This is a genomic window from Gemmatimonas sp. (assembly GCF_027531815.1).
GTDB lineage: Bacteria > Gemmatimonadota > Gemmatimonadetes > Gemmatimonadales > Gemmatimonadaceae > Gemmatimonas.
This window is the reverse complement of sequence record NZ_JAPZSK010000006.1, coordinates 286,583-302,749: the sequence shown is the minus strand read 5'-3', so window position 1 is coordinate 302,749 and position 16,167 is coordinate 286,583. Positions and strand designations below refer to the sequence as shown.

11 protein-coding genes are annotated in these 16,167 nt (G+C 68.4%); 2 read left to right on the top strand and 9 right to left on the bottom strand.

Annotated features, from left to right (window positions below):
* Nucleotides 1–29: 29 nt before the first annotated feature.
* The 4 genes from O9271_RS08850 to O9271_RS08835 all read right to left on the bottom strand — a co-directional run bounded on the left by O9271_RS08850 (nucleotide 30) and on the right by O9271_RS08835 (nucleotide 7,198).
* Nucleotides 30–1,235: an amidohydrolase family protein gene (locus tag O9271_RS08850; RefSeq protein ID WP_298268417.1), complete on the bottom strand. Its 1,206-nt coding sequence runs from the start codon at nucleotides 1,233–1,235 to the stop codon at nucleotides 30–32.
* A gap of 95 nt (nucleotides 1,236–1,330) precedes the next feature.
* Nucleotides 1,331–2,518, bottom strand: a complete 1,188-nt coding sequence (locus O9271_RS08845; protein WP_298268414.1) for a DUF4249 family protein — start codon at nucleotides 2,516–2,518, stop codon at nucleotides 1,331–1,333.
* Complete coding sequence (locus O9271_RS08840; protein ID WP_298268412.1) at nucleotides 2,518–4,815, bottom strand: TonB-dependent receptor; 2,298 nt, start codon at nucleotides 4,813–4,815, stop codon at nucleotides 2,518–2,520. The genes O9271_RS08845 and O9271_RS08840 overlap by 1 nt, the downstream gene beginning before the upstream one ends.
* Before the next feature lie 52 nt (nucleotides 4,816–4,867).
* Entirely contained in the window at nucleotides 4,868–7,198 is a 2,331-nt protein-coding gene (locus O9271_RS08835; protein ID WP_298268410.1) for a DUF2723 domain-containing protein, read from the bottom strand.
* Between the two features lie 228 nt (nucleotides 7,199–7,426).
* Between O9271_RS08835 and O9271_RS08830 the strand changes: the two genes are divergently transcribed.
* Together O9271_RS08830 and O9271_RS08825 are read left to right on the top strand one after the other, a co-directional pair.
* A complete protein-coding gene (locus tag O9271_RS08830; protein ID WP_298268409.1) occupies nucleotides 7,427–8,674 on the top strand; it encodes an aminotransferase class V-fold PLP-dependent enzyme in 1,248 nt (415 codons plus the stop codon).
* Nucleotides 8,675–8,688: 14 nt separating this feature from the next.
* Complete coding sequence (locus O9271_RS08825; protein ID WP_298268407.1) at nucleotides 8,689–8,937, top strand: hypothetical protein; 249 nt, start codon at nucleotides 8,689–8,691, stop codon at nucleotides 8,935–8,937.
* 100 nt (nucleotides 8,938–9,037) lie between these two features.
* Here the strand turns inward: O9271_RS08825 and purH are convergent, their stop codons facing one another.
* From purH to O9271_RS08800, 5 genes are read right to left on the bottom strand one after another with little or no spacing between them, the layout of a single operon-like run.
* Nucleotides 9,038–10,567 (bottom strand): bifunctional phosphoribosylaminoimidazolecarboxamide formyltransferase/IMP cyclohydrolase, encoded by a 1,530-nt coding sequence (gene purH / locus O9271_RS08820; RefSeq protein WP_298268405.1) that lies wholly within the window; start codon nucleotides 10,565–10,567, stop codon nucleotides 9,038–9,040.
* 50 nt (nucleotides 10,568–10,617) lie between these two features.
* Nucleotides 10,618–11,373, bottom strand: coding sequence for a phosphoribosylglycinamide formyltransferase (gene purN, locus O9271_RS08815; RefSeq protein ID WP_298268402.1), 756 nt, complete (start codon nucleotides 11,371–11,373; stop codon nucleotides 10,618–10,620).
* A 31-nt stretch (nucleotides 11,374–11,404) separates the two neighbouring features.
* A complete protein-coding gene (locus tag O9271_RS08810; protein ID WP_298268400.1) occupies nucleotides 11,405–11,992 on the bottom strand; it encodes an HAD-IIIA family hydrolase in 588 nt (195 codons plus the stop codon).
* Between the two features lie 4 nt (nucleotides 11,993–11,996).
* The gene (locus O9271_RS08805; RefSeq protein ID WP_298268398.1) at nucleotides 11,997–13,382 is read right to left on the bottom strand and encodes an Ig-like domain-containing protein; all 1,386 of its coding nucleotides are present in this window, start codon (nucleotides 13,380–13,382) and stop codon (nucleotides 11,997–11,999) included.
* Nucleotides 13,379–16,126, bottom strand: coding sequence for a valine--tRNA ligase (locus O9271_RS08800; protein WP_298268396.1), 2,748 nt, complete (start codon nucleotides 16,124–16,126; stop codon nucleotides 13,379–13,381). The genes O9271_RS08805 and O9271_RS08800 overlap by 4 nt, the downstream gene beginning before the upstream one ends.
* Nucleotides 16,127–16,167: the final 41 nt, after the last annotated feature.

Sequence of the window (16,167 nt, the reverse complement as noted above, 5' to 3'; positions counted from 1 at the left end):
ATGCATTCAACCGGCGAATGCATGGACGCTTACTTCGGCCAGCCCGTGGTGGGGATGCCCGTGATGCGGAGCGCGTTCTGGTAGTACACCTTCTTCAGCACCACATCGGGCAGGTCGATGCCGTACAGCTTCCAGAACGCGTGGTAGTCGCGGTAGTAGTCGAAGTAGTCGTCGCGTGTTTCGAGCACGCGCCAGTAGTACGGATACTCCTCCGGCTGGTAACTGTCCTTGCCGAAGAGAATGCGGTCCTGATACTTCACGAAGAAATCGTGGGCGGCGCGCGGCTGCCGGCCAATGTCGTAGAGCACTGCCCCCATCTCCCCCAGCACGTTCGGCATCTCGTCGAACATGCGCCCCAGTCGGCCCAGATCGTTGGCGTGCCATCCCAGATGCGCCGCCACGAATGTGGTTTGCGGATTGGCCTTGAAGAGACTGTCCCGTTCGGCCATGAGCTGCTCGAAGCTCGGATACCGATCCTGCGGGTACCGCCGCTCCGGGAAGAGGGACTGTTCGAGCCACCGTTCGTTGGTGTAGTCGACGGGGCGGAAGAACTCCTGCGGGTCGGCCGTATGGATGAACACCGGGAGCTTGAGGCGGGCTGCCGCGGCCCACACCGGCTTGAGCTCGGGATCGTTCAGCTTGAGGCGCGAGCCATCGGCCTTGCGCGTGGACAGGCCGAAGCCCTTGCCCACCTCGCCAATGCCCACGGCCCCCGCCTTTTTGTCGGCTTCCATCTGGGCCACCGTCTTCTCCGCCCAGCCAGGGGTCCCCACACCGGCGAAGCTGATACCGGTGAGGAAGCGCACGCGATCTTTCATGGTGGGCGTGCTGTTCACGATGGCGATGCCGCGGGTGAGCGCCTCGCCGCTCACGTTGTTGGCCACAAGCATGAGGCGCACGCCGATCGAGTCGAGCTGCTTGCCCATGCGCTCGATGGCGTCCACGCTCCCCAGCTGTCCGGACGGATGCCCGTGGAAATCCACGACGGGAAACTTGGCCTTCATGCGCATCGTTGCTGGCACCTTGAGCGTGCTCTTGGGCCGATAGTCCACGATGCTCGGCACGGCTCCCTCAGGGGCCAGGCAGCTACGCGGGCGGATCTCGGTGGTGCCCGGGGGGCACTCCTCGCCCGGCTTGATCTGTGTGCCGCCGCGGAACCCCTGCGCCATGGCCACGCCGGGCAGGGTAAGGAGAGCGAGGGCAGCCATCGGGCGGGCAACGCGGGACACGAACATGCCGGAAACTCCGTCGGTAGGAAAAACGACCGGGACACGGGAATGTACCTCCCGGTCGTTGGAACGGACCATGGCGCCGGACGTCGCCCTTCTCGCTATGGTCGGCGTGAGCGTCGGAACAGGCGGGGGCCGCTGCTGTCGAACCGCGTCGACCAGCTGCCCGTGATCGAGTCGCCCTGCAGGCGTCCGGTGAACAGCCCCGCCGTGTCCGCCCCCGACGTGCTGCGCAGCGTGGCCAGGCGCAGCGTCCCGTCGCCGCCGAGCGTGCCCACGGCGAACTGCTCCGGCGCCCGCACGCGCCCGCTGACCGCAGAGAATCGCGGCCCGGGATCTTCGGCCCACAGGTCGACGACCACCGTGGCGCCCGTGGTACTCGTGCCGGTCCATGCCGCGTCGAGCGGGGCGCGATCGCGCTGCGTGACGGTCACCTCCTGCCGCCGCAGTTCGACGAGACTGCCGAAGAGGCCAAGGCCACCCTGCACGCTGCTGATGAGCCCCGTACCGCCGAACGGGTCGTTCCCGGAGCGATTGTAGTCGTAGAAGTTGCGATCGACCGCCACGACGGTGGCAATCTGGCGAAAGCCGGGGAACCAGACGTTGGGGAGCCCGTCCGCGAGGAAGTTCCGCAGGGTACCGGTCAGAGAAAAGCGCGTGCTGTCGGAAAAGAGCGCCCACGGACCATACGGCGTTTCGACGCGAACGGCATAGGTGCGCGCACCGGTCACCGCGGGCCAGGTGAGCCGCAGGGTGTCGGTGTCGCGCACGAACGACGCACGTTGCACCGGCAGCGCGCCGGCCACCCACCCCGGAGGCGCACCCGGTACGAGTGTTTCTCCCGTCACGACACGGCCGTCGCTGGTGCGCACGCGCAGTCGGTATCGCTGCCCGGGCGTAACCGCGAGGGCACTGCGGGGAATCGCGTAGCGGCCGGTGCCGCGCGTGCCTATGCGGCTCTCGGTGGCGCGCACGCCCACGGTGTCGGCGCCGGCGAGCAGCCGCACATCGGCGCCGGCAATGGGTTCGCCGCCCGCGGTGCGAATGGGATCGAGCGGGTTGAAATCGCGGCTGTCGTTGATTCCCACGCGCCCGGTAAGCGATGCCTCCACGAGGATCACCTGTTCCGCGGCGTCGGCGTTGAGCACCGCGTGCACCACCACCAGCGGGGCGGGCGGAGCCACACTCACCTTGTCGAACTCGCAGGCTGCCAGCGCCAGCGCCAGCCCCATCGTCCGCGCGGCCACCAGCGCGCGGCGGCCGCTGTGCATGTCGGGAAACGGACGCATCACCAGGTCACCGTGACGCCCACGGTGGGCAGCAGCGGGAACTGGGTGAACGCCGTGCGCGTGGGCGGATTGGCGGTATAGTCGAAGATGTAGGTGAACACGTTGCGCGCATTGTAGGCGTTCACGAGCGACAGGTAGGGGGCCCACGTGCGCTTTCCCGGGCGGGTGAGCGTCACGCTCAGGTCCAGGCGCTGCACCAGTGGAAAGCGGGCGCCGTTGCGACGGCCGCCAATGGGCTCGCGCGACACCGGGGTATTCTGCGTGGCGAAGCTGTTGGACAGCGGGTCGTAGCGACGCCGCACCAGCTGTCCCACGACATCGGTGAAGGGGGTGCCGGTGCCCAGCCCCAGTCGTGCTCCGTACCCGAAGCGCCCCCCCGGACGGTACGAGGTCACCACGTTCAGGTTGTGCCGACGATCCTGCACGGGGGCGAAGCGCCCCTCCGGACCATCGCGCCAGCTCACGCCGTACGAGTAGGCCAGCCACCCCGACAGCTTCTGTGATTCGAGCTGTCGCACCAGCAGGTCGACGCCGTAGGAGCGCCCCTCGGTTTCGACGAACTCGTCACCCTGCACGTCCGGATCGTTGAAGAGGTTGGAAACGGGCAGGCGGTCGTAATCCTTGAGCCACGTCTCGAGCCGCACGAAGCGCGACGCGCCGAACCAGCGCTCACCACCCACGATGCCCTGCCACGCGGACGCCACCGGGGTGGAGCGGTTGGCCACGAGCCAGAAGTCGAACACCCGCACTGGCGCCTGCTCGTTGCGCAGCGCCGGCGTCCACTGCGTGGTGCGCCCGCCGCTCACGGTGAACGCGAGGTCGCGGGAGGCAAACCACTTGACCGAGGCCCGCGGCGACACCCCTTGCCACCCGGTGCCGGTCACGGTCTCGCCGCGCAGCCCCACCCGCGCCAGCACACGGCTGCCGCGCACGGTGTGATCCACATACACGCTCGCCGCCGTCGGACCGTTGTTCACGTCGAGAATGGCGTCGGAGCCGGCGGCGCTCGCCGTGGCGGCGAAGCCCAGCTGATAGCTCGACCACTCGTAGCCGGCGAGGGTCTCGTGCCGTCCGCGCCACCGGGCCACCTCACCCCACGCGCGCCGGTCGGCAAGGGAGTTGTCGAAGCGCAGGGAGCCGTTGCCCAGATCGAGCGTCGTGCCGAAGCCGGTGCTCGACAGACGCTGCATGACACGCGCCGAGTCGGCGCCAAGCCAGCGGGTACCGCGTGCCCCCAGCGGTTGCTCGTACGCCACGCCGAGCAGCGAATTGCCCCAGTCGAAGGCGAGCCGCCCACCGCCGGCCGAGGTTGAATCACCGAAGATCGCGAGCGACGCATCGATCACATCGCTTCCCCAATACGCCGTGGCCGACAGCGTGCCACCATTGCTGAAGCGATGCCGGATGTGGCTCTGCACATCCGTGAACCAGTACGGCAACTGGTTGTCGGTGAACAGCGACACGAAGCGGTCGGCGTAGGTACGCCGGGCGGCCACGTTCCAGCTGGTGGTGCCCCGCACGGTGCCACCCAGCGAGAGGGTGGTGGCCAGCAGCGAGACCCCCACCGCGCCGTGCACGCCGCTGCGCGCCTCGGCCTTGGGCACCACGTTGAGCACACTGGAGAGCCGCGTGCCGTAGCGCGCCGGAAACCCGCCGGGCATGAGCTCGAACTCGCCCACCGTTTCGTCGATGAACGTGCCGAATAGGCCACCCAGGTGAAACGGGTTGTAGATGGGGAAGCCGTCGAGCAGCACCAGATTCTGGTCGCTTTCACCGCCGCGCACGTTGTAGCCCGCGGTGAAGTCGTTGGTGGCCACGACCCCGGGGAGCAGTTGCACGACGCGCAGCACGTCGGGCTCACCAATGACCGGGACCCGCTTGAGCGTTTCCCCGCGCACGGTCATCACCCCCGGCGCGGCCGACAGGCGGAACTGCTCCCGTTCGGTGGCCTCGGCCGCGACGCGCACCGTGGTCAGCTGCGTACCGCCGGGGGTGAGCACCACGTCCAGCGTGGTACGTTCGCCGATGGCCACGGTGACCTCACGCGTGGCCGGCGTGTATCCTACGCGGGAGACGACCAGCGTGGGCCGTCCGGCCGGAACGCCCGGCAGCACATAGCGCCCATCATCGCCGGTGAGCGTCCCGATCCGGGTGCCGCGCACGACCACGGTGGCGGCCGCCACCGGGGCGCGGCTCTCGGCGTCAATGACCCGGCCGCGCACCTCGCCGATGGAATCGGGGCGCGCGGCCGGTGGCTGACCCATGGCCAGCAGGAACAGCAGGGCAGACCAGCTCATGCCCTCATGAACGCTTCAGCCGTTTCTGTGTTTCGAGGCGATGGCCTTCTGGCTACTTGCTGTCGGCCGGCGGCAACAACAGCGGTTGCGCCGCGGTGTCGGCTCCCGGGGCAATGGGGAGGGTGGGCTGCCGGTCGAAGCCGAAGATCTGCGCCCGTCGCATGGCCGTGGCGATCTGCTTCGATTGGTCGTAGACCGTGCGCGACTCTTCCGTGCGGCCGGTTTGCGCCAACGCCTCAGCCAGCGTGATGCCGCTGATCACGTACAGGTCGGGGATGCCGACCGACGCGTCGTCCACCCAGCCGTTGCGGGCGGCAAGCGACTTGGTGGCGGTGAAGACATCCTTCCAGAGCGCCATCGATCGTGTCACATCCATGGCGCCTTCGCCGGGAATAAGCACGATGTCGTCGCTGGGGGTGACGGGCTTCGGCATCAGCTTCTTGACCATGCCCTGGGTCACGACATACCGCTCGAGCCCCAGCTCGTACGGGTAGCCGCCGGCCGTGCGGCTGAAGAACATGCCACGATCGGGGAAGGCGTCGCGCAGCATGAAGTACACCATCTGGTCGGCCTTCATGATCTGCGGCAGGCGCGGCTGGGCAATGATGTCGTCCTTCTGGAAGGCGGCGTTCTCCGGGGTCGCGATCGCCAGCGGCAGCGCGTCGGCCTCGTCGAAGGTCATCTTCACCGGCGGCCCCGAGGGCTTCTTCCAGTTGCCGCCCTTGTAGAGGGCCGGTCCCTTGGCCTCGTCGTAGTCAAAGGCGGGACGGCGCAGCAGCTGGCGCACGTACCAGTCGGTGTTGAGCAGCGACGTGTTCGCCACGATCACGTCGCGACGGATCCCTTCCACCTCCTGCGCATACCAGAGCGGGAAGGTGTCGTTGTCGCCCACCGTGATGAGAATGCCGTACGGCTCGACGGAGTTGAGCAGGTCGCGGGCGAAGTCGGTGGTGTCGGTCTGCCCGGCGCGCGAGGCCTGCGTCCAGTTGCCGACGAGCGGGATGAACGCCACGGCCAAAAGCGGCGACGCGAGCAGGAAACTGCGGGTGCGCGGTTCGGTAACCGTCTGCTTGCCCAACCGCACCTCGTCGGCGCCAAAGAGCGAGGCCACCGTTTCCCACAGGTAGAACAGCCCCAGCGCCGCCCACACGCTGAGCGCCGAGAAGCTCCAGAGGTAGAAGTAGTCACGGTCGCGCACTTCGCGGGGCACGCTGTCCCCCAGCTCGGGCGCCTGCGAATGCCCGTACTTGAAGTTCAGGTAGAAGATGAGCCCCAGCGTCATCGTGAAGACGAGCGGACCGAAGAACCAGAAGCTGCGTCGGTCCTTCTGCCAGTGCATCCATCCGCCGAGGATGACGAGGATGAAGTAGAACACGGCGAGCCCGTTCTGCAGCCCCGGGTTCTCGTTGTACGCGTCGCGCAGCCACTGCCACTTGAAGTACAGCCAGTACATCCCCAGCTGCGCGGCGAAGGGGGCCTGGCGTTCGCCGAGCTCCGGCTTGCCGTACTGGCCGCGGTTGAAGTTGTACATGAAGCGCTCGTAGGTGAGCGCACTGAAGGTGCAATCGAGCTTGATCTCGGTCACACACCCCGTGGGTTCCCCTTCGTTGATTGCGGGGAAATGCGCAGCGCGAATGGGCTGCGTGGCAAAGGGGGTGAGCCCGAAGACGAGGGCGGCGGCGCAGGCCACCAGCAGCTTCCAGCGCAGCACCGTCTGCGGCCGGCGAATGAGCACGGCCACGCCCACGGCGGGCGCCGCCAGCATGCCGGCCATGTGGTTGGTGTAGCCGAGCCCCAGCAGATAGGCGATGAGGACGAGTACGCGGTCGGCGGTGGGGCCTTCCGGATCATCGCACCAGCGCACGGTGAGCCAGCAGATGATGGCCAGCCCCACGAGCGAGACGGTGTAGACCTTTTCGTTCACCACCGACTGGTTCCACACGGTGAACGCGGTGGCCCCGATGAGGACGGCCAGGGACCCGCCCACAATGCGCTGCCAGCGACGCGGCATCCACTGCACGAGCACCCGTTCGGTCACGAGGAACCAGAACATCGCGCTCACGGCGCTGGAGAGCGCCGCCAGCACATTGATGCGCATGGCCACGGTGGGCGCGATGGGAAGGATGCTGGCCACCCGACCAATGAGCACGAAAAACGGATTGCCCGGCGGATGCGGGAGCCCGAGCACGTAGGCGGCCGCGATGTACTCGCTGGTGTCCCACATCGACGTGGTGGGGGCCAGCGTGACGATATACAGCAGAAAGGTCACGAGCCCCGCGAGCGCGGCGGCGAGGTAGGACGGTCGGTAATCGAGTTCGGCCGCTTCGGCACGGCTGGTGCCGAAGCTGGTCGAGGTCGCGGAAGCGGTCGCTGCGACGGTCATGGACTGATCGGAGGGTGTGCGGCCGGCGGCCGGAGGGACGCCGGTGTACGGCCGAGGTGCTGCGGATTTTCTGGAATCACCAAAGTTCGCCCCGCAGCGGAGGGGGCACAACCCGTCGGCGGCCCCCGTCACGCCAGCGGTCCTGATCGCTTACTTTCCCGGGGCGGCGCTCCGGGGCACCTCCCAACCCGCGCTGGGACGTTGCCGTCACATCTGACCCGTTGGGGCATGCACAAGCGCGACTTTCTTCGTACCCTGGGCGGGGCGGCCGCCGCACTGGCCCTGTCCCCGTCACAGCAGCGGCTCCTGGCCCTGCCACCCGCCGACCTGGCGCGCCGCGACGACTTCTGGAGCGGCCTGCGGGCGAAGTATGCCGTGCCCACCGCGTTCGTGCATCTCGAGCATGGCTACTACTCCATGCAGTCGCAGCCGGTGCTCGAACGCTATCTGCAGCACATCCGCGACGTGAATGCGGTGAGCAGCCGCTACATGCGCACGGTGCAGGCTGCCGACAAGTCCCGTGTGCGCGCGCGGCTGGCGGCACTGGCGGGGTGCCCCCCAGACGACCTCATCATCACGCGCAATACCACCGAATCGCTCGACACGGTCGTCAGCGGCTTCGACTGGCGCGCCGGCGACGAGGCGGTCATGGCCGTGCACGACTACGGGGCCATGCTCGACCACTTCGCCCTCATGGCGCGGCGATGGGGAAGCGTGAACACCCGCGTCACCGTGCCGCTCGATCCGCTGAGCGACGATGACGTGGTGCAGGTGTATGCCAACGCCATCACCCCGCGCACGAAGCTGCTCATGGTCTGTCACATGATCAACATCACCGGCCACATCCTGCCGGTGCGCAAGATCTGCGACATGGCCCACGCGCGCGGCGTCCCGGTCATGGTCGACGGCGCCCACACCTTTGCGCAGCTGGACTTCCGCATCCCCGATCTCCACTGCGATTTCTACGGCGCCTCCCTGCACAAGTGGCTCGGCGCCCCCCTCGGCGCCGGCATCCTGTACGTGAAGTCAGACGCGGTCGAGCGGCTGTGGCCGCTCTACGGCGACGAGGGCTTTGCCGCGACCGACATCCGCAAGCTCAATCACACCGGGACGCACCCGGTGGCGACCGACCTCGCGATCGAGGATGCGATCGTCTTCCACGAGGCGATCGGTATCCAGCGCAAGCAGGAGCGGCTGCGCTGGTTGCAGCAGTATTGGACAAGCCGGGTGCGCACGATCCCGCGCATTCGCCTGTTCACCCCGAGCGACCCGGCGCGGACCGGGGCCATTGCGAACGTGGGCATCACCGGCATGACGCCCGGCGATCTCGCCACCGCCCTGCAGGATCGCTACCGCATCTTCACCGTGGCCATCGACAGCGCCGGCGTGACCGGCGTGCGCGTCACGCCGCAGCTGTTCACCACCACGCAGGAGCTCGACCTGCTGGTACGGGCACTCACCGAACTCGCGGCCTGAGGGGATCGCCGCCCATGCTGGTGGGGTTCAGAATCGTGCTGGCCATGATGGCGGGGCTCGCCGTTGGCCTGTTTGCATGGAGCTTGCAGCAGGCCTACCGGCGCGCGGGGCGCACGGAAGCCATGGTGTACCTCATTGCCGGCACCGTCTTGCTGCTGCCCGTGAGCAAGGTGCAGTACCTCATGCTGGAGCAGCCGCTGCTGGTGATGATCTCGGCGCTGGGGGCATACCACGCGACCAGGGATCGCGAGCTCGAGGGCTGAGTCCGCAGCACGGCGGCGGACACATGAGAGGTGAGCCCGGATCGCGATGAGAGCTGAGCCAGATACAAGGGCTCAGCTCTCACCACGCACCGCGCAGCGCTCAGTGGCGGAAGAGCCGTTCGCCCGTGAAGATCATCGTCATGCCGTGCTCGTTCGCGGCCGCGATCACTTCCTCGTCGCGCACGCTGCCCCCTGGCTGCACGATGGCCGTAACCCCCGCCGCGGCGGCCTGATCGATCCCGTCGCGGAAGGGGAAGAAGGCGTCCGACCCCAACGCGGCGCCCTGCGTGGTGTGCCCGAGGGACGTGGCCTTGTGCACCGCCACGAAGCTGGCGTCCACGCGGCTCATCTGCCCCGCCCCAATGCCGATCGTCGCCCCGCCGCGGGCCAGCACGATCGCATTGCTCTTCACGCTTGCCACCGCCTTCCAGGCGAAGAGCAGGTCCCGCTGTTCATCGCCGGTCGGCTGGCGGGTGGTCACGACGTTCCACTGCTGCGGATCGGTGGGAGCCGGCGCGCGGTCCTGCACGAGGAGGCCGCCGCGCACACGCTTGAGATCCATGGTGTTGGCCGGCCAGGTGGCGCGTCCCTCGAGCACCCGCAGGTTCTTCTTGCGGCCAAGAATCTCCACCGCCTCGTCCTCGAAGCGCGGCGCGACGATGCACTCCACGAACAGGCTCGAGATGACCTCGGCCGCCGCCACATCCACCGGCACGGAGAAGGCAATCACACTGCCGAACGCGCTCACCGGATCACAGGCCAGCGCCTTGCGGTAGGCATCAAGCGCATCGCTGCCGGTGGCCAGACCGCACGGCGTGGTGTGCTTGATGATCGCACACGCCGGCTGCTCGGCGAAGGGTTCGATGGCCAGCAGCGCCCCCTCGAGGTCGAGCAGGTTGTTGAACGACAGCTCCTTGCCCCCCTTCTGCACGAGCGCGCCCAGTCCGGCACCCGGCTTCTCCACGTAGAAGGCCGCGCGCTGCTGCGGATTCTCGCCGTAGCGCAGGCTCTGCTGCTTCTCGAACGCCAGCGGATACCGGTCGGGGAACGGCTCGCCGCGCTGCTGCGCAAACCACTGCGCGATGGCCGCGTCATACGCGCTCGTATGGGCGTACACCTTCTCCGCGAGCAGGCGGCGGAGTGCGGCGTCGTCGGTACCTGCCGTCACGTGCGTCAGCACCCGTGCGTAATCGCTCGGGTCGGCGATCACCCATACGCTCTCGAAGTTCTTGGCCGCCGAGCGCAGCATGCTCGGCCCGCCGATATCGATGTTCTCGATCACGTCGTCCGGATGCACCCCAGGCTTCGCGGCCGTTTCGCGGAACGGATACAGATTCACGACCACCAGATCGATCGTGCCGATGCCATGCGCCTTGATGGCCTCCATGTGCTCCGGCAGGTCACGGCGCGCCAGCAGACCACCGTGCACGACCGGGTGCAGCGTCTTCACGCGCCCGTCGAGCATCTCGGGAAAGCCAGTCAACTCGCTGATGTCCCGCACCGCGAGCCCGGCCTCGCGCAATGTGCGCGCCGTGCCGCCGGTGGAGACGAGTTCCGCACCCGCGGCAGCCAACCCTTGGGCGAAGGGCACGAGGCCCGATTTGTCGGAGACGGAAAGCAGGGCGCGCATGAAGGGGAATCCGGAGAGGCAGGACGTGGAGTGAAGAGGCCGCGCGAGCTTCAGCGCGGAAAGAGTCGGGCCACGTCCTGTGCGAACGCGGCGCCGTCATGCGAGGGGGCGGCCGGTGGATCGGCCACGAGACCGAAGCGCCAAGCCGGTGCTGCGGGGCTCACCGGTCCGTCGAGATGGCCATGGACCTGGCCATCGTCGCCGAGCACGATGGCGCCGGTGGCCACCGCGCCTACGCACAGCGGCAGCAGCCGGTGCTCCACACGCAGCACGCGCGCGGCCAGGCGTTCCGCCGTGTCGCCCGGGAGCACCGGCACCGGCCACTGCGCGATGATGGGGCCGCGGTCGTACTGGGCGTCCACGAAGTGCACCGTGACGCCGGTGACCGTAGCGCCGTGCGCAAGGACTGCCGCGTGAATGTGTCGGCCATACATCCCGGGTCCTCCGAAGGCCGGCAGCAGCGCCGGGTGCACATTCACGAGCCGTCCGTAAAAGGCGTGCACCACCGCCTCGGGGATGAGCTTGAGATATCCCGCCAGCACCAGCAGGTCGACGCGCGCGGCATCGAGCATGGCGATGAGCGCGCCGCCGTCGCGCGGATCGGTCACCACGTCCGTGGCAATCCCGGCCCCGGCTGCCCGCTGCAAGGCACCGGCGGATGCCTTGTCCGAACCGACCCACACGATTTCACCCTGCGCGGCGCCGGCGCCGCTGAAGTGATCGAGCAGCGCCTGCAGATTGGAGCCGCCCCCGGACGCCAGCACGGCGATGCGGGACGGGGTGGACACCGCGGCGGATGCGGTCATGCGTGGGGCCCGTGGGCAACCGGAGGGATGATCACGGGGCCACGCCCATGCCGAGCCGGGTGATGGCCAGCGTCACCGCCTCGGTGAGCGTGCGGGCCACGGCAATGGGGGCCTGCTGCCTGACCGCCTCTTCGGCGCGCGTCTGATCGGCCACCGGGGTTTCGCGTCCGGGCACGAGAATGCCCAGCCCTCCGGTGGCCAGCGCCGGCTGCACGTCACGCCAGCGGTCGCCAATGTAGGCGCTGCGCGCGAGATCGAGCGGGTAGTCGCGCGCCGCCTGCTGGTACATGCCAAGTCCGGGCTTGCGGCACTCGCAGGGCCCTGTGAAGTCGACGTAATGCGGACAGTGATACGTGGTCAGCACCACACCACCCGCCGCATGAATGAGCGCTTCGGTGCGCGCACGGGTCGCCTCGTACTGGGCCGCGGTGATGAGGCCGCGCGCAATGCCCGACTGGTTGGTGACGATCACGAGCGGTACGCCCACTGTCCGGGCCAGTTGTACCGCCGTGCCCGTGTCGGGGAGCAGCCGCACACCGGCCGGGTCAGACAGGTAATGGGCATCGGCGATGAGCGTACCATCGCGATCGACGAACAGGGCAGGGCGGAGCGGCTCCATGCGCTCACCCACGACCGCGCGGCCGCCCGGCGCCGGCCGTGCTGGTATCGCGGCGCACGGCGCTGTCAGGTCTTGCCTCCAGCTTGCTGCTGTCCACCTTCGCCTTGGGGATGGTGAAATTGCGCGCGGGCGACTTCACGATCTCGTTGAGACTGCGCACCCCGTTCAGCTGCAGGCGGTAGCTCTTGCCGTCGGGAAGCGGCGCGTCGAGCGTGATATACATCTCCTTGTACACCTTCGGGCGCTTGAGCTGCGGCGGGGGCACCGTATCGGCCGGGTTGTAGCGCCGCCCGGCCGCGCGCGCCGCCTCACGGGCCGCGCGCTCGCGCTGGCGAGTGACCGCGAGCACGCTGTCGGCGCGCCGCACGGCCGCCACCGAGTCGCGGCGAGCCCGCTGCTCGGGGGTGAGTGAATCCTTCGCTGCCGCCGCGGCGGCCAGGGAATCGGCCTTGCGGCGCACGAGCAGCGAGTCCAGTTGCAGCTTCTGCTGCGCCGTCTGCACCAGCTTCACGCTCATGAGGGTGGAATCGGGCAGCTGCACCAATCGCGCCCCCTCGCGCACGAAGAACTGGTCCACCGCGTACGGCTTGTCGAACGTGACCTTCAGCACGCGGTTGCTGTCGGTCGGTTCGATCGTGGCAATGCGCAACCCCACCGTATCGCGCCCCACCGCATAGAACTCGGCGCTTGCCTCCTGCGTGAGCGTCACCCGCACGGAGTCCCAGATCTCGAGCGGGTCGAGATCCTTGTTGTTGTTGCGGTCACCGTACGCGCGCAGGAAGTACGGCCCAACGGGAATGTTGCGCAGTGCGAACCGCCCCACCGAGTCGGCCACTGCCTGGTACACGATGGTGGTATCCTGACTCACGGCTTCCACCACGCCGCCGCTCAACCCACGTCCTTCGGGCCAGTCGAACACCACGCCGGAAAGGCGTGTGTCGGGGATGGGCAGACCGGTGGAAAAGACCACGCGGATAGACGAGTCGATCTTGTTCTGATACAGGTCCTGCAGCCCCGCCTTCACCTGCACGGTGTACACCGTGTTGGGCTTCCAGCCACGAGAGGGGCGGATGCCAATGGAGGTCCGATCCCAGTCCACGCGCGGGGCACCGCTCTTGGGACTGATGAAAATGAGCTCTTCAAGATCGCGACCGCTGGCGGGTGTTTCGCTGATGACTTCGTCGAACTTGAGGACCACCTGACCGGGACGCGCGGAGACGGCGTTGTTTTCGGGGGTGATGCGTACGATCTTCGGCGCGGCGACGTCTTCGGGGCCGCCGCGCGGAAGCGCCTGGTTGGCACAGGCCACCCCGCCGGCAAGCGCCGCCACCACGACCACCAACCGGCGCAGCGCCCGCGCGTGCCCCGCCACCATGCGTCCCAGACTCACGCGCCGAGGGTGGCGAGCTTGTCGCGCAGCTGCGTCAGCCGGGCCCCCCACTCCGCTGCCTTGGTGCGCTCAGCCTCCACCACCGCCGGTGGCGCCTTCGCCACGAACCCCGCATTGGCGAGACGCCCCTCCAGCGCCGTGAGCTGCTTGTCGAGCTGCGCGATTTCCGTCTCCAAGCGCTGCTTCTCCTTGTCGAGATCCACCATCCCGGCCAGTGGCACCACCAACTCCACACCGCCTGCCAGCAACAGCTGCGCGGCGGCTCCCCCCGGGTTGGTGTGTTCCACGCGGACCTTGGCCCGCGCGAGGGATCCCACGGTGTCGGCCTGCAGCGTCATCACCGCCTGCGCCTCCCCGGTGGCCACCAGCACGGCGTCCACCCACGCACCCGGATTCACGTTGTACTCCGAACGGACCTGTCGGATCGCGGCCACCGCGGCGCGCACCAGTTCGAAGGCATCGCCGGCGCCGGGCGCCTCACCCGACGGCACCGGCCAGGCGGCCTGCGCGAGGAAGGTGCCGGGTGTGGTCTGCGGCAGCTTCTGCCACAGCTCTTCGGTGATGAACGGCACCACGGGGTGCAGCAGCCGCAAGGCGCCATCGAAGGCGTGCGCCAGCACGGCCCGCGCCACTTCCCGGTCGGCGGTGCCCTCCGCCGCGAGGCGCGGCTTGATGCTCTCGAGGTACCAGTCGGCCAGCTCGTTCCAGACAAAGCGGCGCGCCGCCTCGGCGTACTCGCTGAGGCGCAGCCCGCGTCCCCGCTCGGTGTCGCTCCATGTGGCGCCGTTGCCCGGACGCGCCGGCCCCAGTGCGGCATCGCAGTCGGCGATGGCCACGTCGAGGCGCTCGAGAATCCAGCGATCGGCGGGGGCAAGCTGCGCGCGGTCGAGTTGCGCGACCGGGGCCACCGGTTCGCTGCCCACACGGGAGAGCAGGAAGCGACCGATGTTCCACAGCTTGGTGCAGAAGTTGCGCCCCGGCGAGAACGACTTGTCGAGGTCGCTCGGGTCGAGCATCACGTCCACCCCGAGGCCGAGTCCCGACACCATGGTCCAGCGCAGTGCATCGGCGCCGTAGAGCTGCACCACGTCGAGCGGGTCAATGCCGTTGCCCAGCGACTTGGACATCTTGCGATGCTGCATGTCGCGCACGGTGCCGTGCAGGTACACCGTATGGAACGGCGCCTTGCCCATGAACCAGCAGCCGCTCATGACCATGCGCGCCACCCAGAAGAACAGGATTTCGGGGGCGGTCACGAGCACATCACCGGGATAGAACGCCTTGAGGTCGGGCGTGTCGTCGGGCCAGCCGAGCGTGCTGAAGGGCCAGAGCCAGCTGGAGAACCAGGTGTCGAGCACGTCGTCGTCCTGGCGCACGGTGCCGCCGCAGCCGGGGCACGACGTGACATCCGTGCGCGACACGATGGGCGCGTGGCCGCACGACGCGGTGCAGTACCACACGGGCACGCGGTGCCCCCACCAGATCTGGCGGGAGATGTTCCAGTCGCGAATGCCCTCGAGCCAGTTCACGTACACCGCTTCCCACCGTTCGGGCAGGATGCGCAGCTCGCCGGTGCGCAGGGCGGCCAGCGCCTTGTCGGCGAGCGGCTGCATGCGCACGAACCACTGATCGGAGAGACGGGGCTCCACCACCGTGTCGCACCGGTAACAGTGGCGCACACTGTGGGCGTGAGGCTCGATCTTCTGCAGCGCACCCGCTTCCTCGAGCAGCATCACGATGGCCTTGCGGGCAGCGAAGCGATCGAGGCCGCGCAGCGCGTCGGGCACGCGTCCTGCCGCGCCCTCCACCTCGCGCACGATGCCCTCGGCGTCGATGATGACGGGCATCGCGAGGGCGTGGCGCTTGGCCACCTCGAAGTCGTTCGCATCGTGCGCCGGCGTGATCTTCACGGCGCCCGACCCGAAGGCCGGGTCGGTGTAGCTGTCGCCCACGATGGGAATGCGCACCCCGTTGAGCGGCAGCACGACGTGCTTGCCGATCAGCGCCTGATAGCGCTCGTCGTCGGGGTTCACCGCCACCGCCACGTCACCCAGCATCGTCTCCGGGCGCGTCGTCGCCACCGTGATCCCCCGGGTGGGATCATCCGCCAGCGGGTAGCGCAGGTGATACAGCTTGCCGTTGGTGTCGGTGAACTCCGCCTCCTCGTCCGACAGGCTGGTGCCGCAGCGCGGGCACCAGTGAATGACGCGGTGTCCCTTGTACACGAGGCCATCCTCGTGCAGGCGCACAAACGTCTCCCGCACGGCGCGCGACAGTTCGGGGGAGAAGGTGTAGGCGGTGCGCGTCCAGTCGGCGCTCGAGCCGATGGACTTGAGCTGATTGAGGATTTCGCCGCCCGTCTTGTCCACGAACTCGGCCACCCGTTGCACGAACGGCTCACGACCCAGGTCGAAGCGGGTCTGGCCGTGTGCGGCAAGCTGCTTCTCCACCACGTTCTGCGTCGCGATGCCGGCGTGGTCGGTGCCGGGCACCCAGAGCGCCTCGTCGCCCGCCATGCGTCGCCAGCGGATGAGCACGTCCTGCACGGTGTTGTTGAGCCCGTGCCCCATGTGCAATACCGCCGTCACATTGGGCGGCGGGATGACGATGACGAACGGCTCGCGCGTGGCACCGCGCACCGGATCGGCGGTGAAGACCCCATGCTCGGTCCACCGGGCATACCAGGAAGGCTCGGTGGCGGCGGCGTTGTACGTCGTGGGCAGAGCGGTATCGGGCGCAGTCATAGCCCGGAAAGATAACCGCCCGGCCCCCCCGAGTGGGCCGG

Excerpts from the sequence above, each read along its gene's own strand:
- O9271_RS08800 (WP_298268396.1), bottom strand. The coding sequence starts at position 16,126 with ATGACTGCGCCCGATACCGCTCTGCCCACGACGTACAACGCCGCCGCC.
- O9271_RS08850 (WP_298268417.1), bottom strand. The coding sequence starts at position 1,235 with ATGTTCGTGTCCCGCGTTGCCCGCCCGATGGCTGCCCTCGCTCTCCTT.
- O9271_RS08845 (WP_298268414.1), bottom strand. The coding sequence starts at position 2,518 with ATGCGTCCGTTTCCCGACATGCACAGCGGCCGCCGCGCGCTGGTGGCC.
- O9271_RS08830 (WP_298268409.1), top strand. The coding sequence starts at position 7,427 with ATGCACAAGCGCGACTTTCTTCGTACCCTGGGCGGGGCGGCCGCCGCA.
- O9271_RS08810 (WP_298268400.1), bottom strand. The coding sequence starts at position 11,992 with ATGGAGCCGCTCCGCCCTGCCCTGTTCGTCGATCGCGATGGTACGCTC.
- O9271_RS08840 (WP_298268412.1), bottom strand. The coding sequence starts at position 4,815 with ATGAGCTGGTCTGCCCTGCTGTTCCTGCTGGCCATGGGTCAGCCACCG.
- purN (WP_298268402.1), bottom strand. The coding sequence starts at position 11,373 with ATGACCGCATCCGCCGCGGTGTCCACCCCGTCCCGCATCGCCGTGCTG.
- purH (WP_298268405.1), bottom strand. The coding sequence starts at position 10,567 with ATGCGCGCCCTGCTTTCCGTCTCCGACAAATCGGGCCTCGTGCCCTTC.
- O9271_RS08825 (WP_298268407.1), top strand. The coding sequence starts at position 8,689 with ATGCTGGTGGGGTTCAGAATCGTGCTGGCCATGATGGCGGGGCTCGCC.
- O9271_RS08835 (WP_298268410.1), bottom strand. The coding sequence starts at position 7,198 with ATGACCGTCGCAGCGACCGCTTCCGCGACCTCGACCAGCTTCGGCACC.